The 3,319-nt window shown below is 67.1% G+C and carries 4 protein-coding genes; 3 read left to right on the top strand and 1 reads right to left on the bottom strand.

Annotated elements, in window-relative coordinates:
- Positions 1 to 57 precede the first annotated feature (57 nt).
- The gene (locus ACWELQ_RS41730) at positions 58 to 1,029 is read left to right on the top strand and encodes an oxidoreductase (RefSeq protein ID WP_452402512.1); all 972 of its coding nucleotides are present in this window, start codon (positions 58 to 60) and stop codon (positions 1,027 to 1,029) included.
- A complete protein-coding gene (locus ACWELQ_RS41725; protein ID WP_452402511.1) occupies positions 1,026 to 1,769 on the top strand; it encodes an SDR family oxidoreductase in 744 nt (247 codons plus the stop codon). Before ACWELQ_RS41730 ends, ACWELQ_RS41725 begins: the two co-directional genes overlap by 4 nt.
- Before the next feature lies 1 nt (position 1,770).
- On the opposite strand, the gene ACWELQ_RS41720 is transcribed toward ACWELQ_RS41725, so the two are convergent.
- A complete protein-coding gene (locus ACWELQ_RS41720) occupies positions 1,771 to 2,982 on the bottom strand; it encodes a pyridoxal phosphate-dependent aminotransferase (RefSeq protein ID WP_452402510.1) in 1,212 nt (403 codons plus the stop codon).
- Positions 2,983 to 3,075: 93 nt separating this feature from the next.
- On the opposite strand from ACWELQ_RS41720, the gene ACWELQ_RS41715 reads away from it, so the two are divergent.
- A partial coding sequence (locus ACWELQ_RS41715) for a winged helix-turn-helix transcriptional regulator (protein WP_452402509.1) occupies positions 3,076 to 3,319 on the top strand: 244 nt, incomplete at its 3' end.

The following is a 3,319-nucleotide window of genomic DNA, read 5'->3' as shown; positions in this document are numbered from 1 at the left end:
TTTTTAGTGAACGAAAAGAACCGAGAGTCATTCGCAGAGAAAGGTTTTGCCGCGATAGTGTGCAGGCATGTCGGTGGGCGGCCAAGATATGCGAGCGCCGAGGGCGCGGCGGCCAGCGCGCAGCTCGGGCACGCCGGGCCGGTCGCCAACGCGGCGTCCAATCGAGTGCCCGCGCTCGCGCCGAGCAAGCTGTTCAGCCCGTTGAGCATGCAGGCCATGCACGTGCCCGGCGACGCCGAGATCCGGGAACTCATCGCGGCACACGCGAATGCGGCACTGCTCGCGGAGCAGGCGGGCTTCGATGCGGTCGAAATCCATTTCGGCCACAACTATCTGGTGAGTTCGTTCCTGAGCCCGCTGCTCAACCGGCGGCGTGACCGGTGGGGCGGATCGCTGTCCAACCGGGCCCGGCTGGCGCGCGAAATCGCCTGCGCGGTAAGGGAAGCCGTCGGTGACCGGCTCGCGGTCACCGCCAAACTCAATATGGAGGACGGGCGCCGCGGCGGGCTCACCGTCCCCGAGAGCGTGCAGGTGGCCGCCTGGCTGGAAGCCGACGGCGCACTCGACGCCCTCGAATTGACCGCGGGCAGTTCACTACTCAACCCCATGCTGCTCTTCCACGGCGACGCGCCGCGCAAGGAATTCGCCGAGGTGCTCCCCGGCCCCGCGCGGCTCGGCTTCAAAGCCGTAGGCCGTGCCTTCCTGAAGGAATACCCCTACCAGGAGGCGTATCTCCTCGAACGTGCCCGCCAGTTCCGCCGCGAACTCTCCATGCCGCTGATCCTGCTCGGCGGCATCACCAACCTCGACACCATGACCCTGGCCCGCACCGAGGGTTTCGACTTCGTCGCCATGGGCCGCGCGCTGCTGCGCGAACCGAACCTGCTGCGCCGCATCGAATCCGACGCCACCACCCGCTCGGCCTGCGTCCACTGCAACAAGTGCATGCCCACCATCTACACCACCACCCGTTGTGTGTTCCGGCCCGAGCGCACCCTCATCGATCTGGACGGAAAGCAACGAGCATGAGCGGAAGACTGGACGGGCGGGTGGCGCTGATCAGCGGGGCCGCCTCGGGCATGGGGGCCTCGCATGCGCGGGCGTTCATCGCCGAAGGGGCGTCGGTCGTGCTCGGCGACATCGCCGACGACGCGGGCGCGAAGCTTGCCGCCGAACTCGGGGACGCCGCGGTATTCGTCCATCTCGACGTCACCGAACTCGGCGATTGGCGGGCGGCCGTGGATACCGCGGTCGAGCGGTTCGGCAAGCTCGACGTGCTGGTCAACAATGCGGGCATTCTCGATTTCGGGCCGCTGGGAACCTATTCCGAGGACGCCTGGCAGCGTGCCTTGGCCATCAATCTGACCGGGCCGTTCCTGGGATTGACCGCCGCCCGCGACGCGCTGGTGGCCGCGCGCCCGGCGGCGGTCGTGAATATCTCCTCGGCGGCCGGGATCCAGGGCGTGCCGGGTGCGCACGGGTATACCGCCTCGAAGTTCGGGTTGCGCGGGCTGACCAAGTCGGCGGCGCTCGAGCTGGCCCCGCACGGGGTGCGCGTGAATTCCGTGCACCCGGGCGGGATCCTGACGCCCATGATCGGCGTGCCCGAGGGGACGACCGCCGATCGCGACGCCGATCCGCTGGCCCGCCTGGGCGTTCCGGAGGAGGTCACCGCGATGGTGGTCTTCCTGGCGAGCCACGAATCCAGCTACTGCAACGCGGCCGAATTCGTGGTCGACGGCGGCATGACCGCCGGACGCCCGGTCTGACCTACTGCTTGTACGTGGCCAGGAAGCGGCCGATGCGCTCGATGATGGCCTCGAGCTCATCGGCGTGCGGCAGCGTCACGATCCGGAAGTGGTCCGGCCGCGGCCAATTGAAGCCGGTGCCCTGCACGATGTGGATCTTCTCGCGCAGCAGCAGATCCAGGACGAATTGCTCGTCATTGTGGATCTTGTACATGTCCAGGTCGATACGCGGGAACACGTAGAGCGAACCCTTCGGCTTCACGCACGACACACCCGGGATGGCGTTGAGCGTCTCCCACGCCCGGTCGCGCTGCTCGCGCAGCCGACCGCCGGGCAGGGTGAGGTCGTAGATGCTCTGATGCCCGCCGAGCGCGGCCTGAATCGCCTGCTGCGCGGGCACATTCGCGCACAGGCGCAGGCCCGCGAGCATGGTCAGGCCCTCGAGATAGTTCTCGGCGTGCTCGACCGGACCCGACACCACCAGCCAGCCGCCACGGAATCCGGCGGCCCGATAGGACTTGGACAGGCCGGAGAAGGTGAGGCACAACAGATCCGGGGCCAGCGCGGCGGTGGCGGTGTGGGCGAGGCCGTCGTAGAGGATCTTGTCGTAGATCTCGTCGGAGAACACCACCAGGTTGTGGCGGCGCGCCAGTTCCAGCATCTCGCGCAGCACCTCGGGTGAATACACCGCGCCCGTCGGATTGTTCGGGTTGATGATGACCAGCGCGCGGGTGCGGTCGGTGATCTTGGAGGCGATGTCGGCGACATCCGGCATCCAGTCCGCGCCCTCATCACAGATGTAGTGCACCGGCTTGCCGCCGTTGAGCGCGGTGGCGGCGGTCCAGAGCGGGAAATCCGGTGCGGGAACGAGGACTTCGTCACCGTTCTCCAGCAGCGCGGTCATGGCCATCATGATCAGCTCGGAGACGCCGTTGCCCAGGAAGACCTGTTCCACGTCGACCTCGCCGAGGCCGAGGGTCTGGTAGTACTGCACCACCGCGCGCCGCGCCGAGAGCAGACCCTTCGAGCTGGAGTAGCCGCTCGAGGCGGGCAGGTTGCGGACCATGTCCTGCAACAGTTCCGCGGGCGCTTCGAAGCCGAAGGGCAGCGGATTGCCGGTATTGAGCTTCACGACGTGATGCCCCTCGGCTTCCAGCCGTGCCGCATGCTCGGCGACCGGCCCGCGGATCTCATAGGACACGCCCGCCAGCTTGCTCGACTGCTTCACCTGCATGAACGACCCCTTCTCGGTGTGGTTGCCGCACACTCTACTTGGAAATTCCAAGTTTGCACTTTGTTTTTCCAAGTTGTTGGTTACAGTGGGATCGTGCCACGCCGAAGCTATGACCACTACTGCACCGTGAGCCGCGCCCTCGACATCGTCGGCGACCGGTGGAACCTGTTGGTGGTCCGCGAATTGTGTTCGGGCCCCCGCCGCTACAGCGACCTGTTCGCCGACCTCCCCGGCATCAGCACCGACGTCCTGGCCGCCCGCCTCAAGGACCTCGAACGTGACGGGATTCTCACCAAGCGCCGCACCGGCCCACGCGCGGGCACCGCCCTCTACGAAC

The sequence above is a fragment of the Nocardia sp. NPDC004722 genome (assembly GCF_053601505.1).
This window is presented reverse-complemented; position numbering and strand designations above follow the sequence as displayed.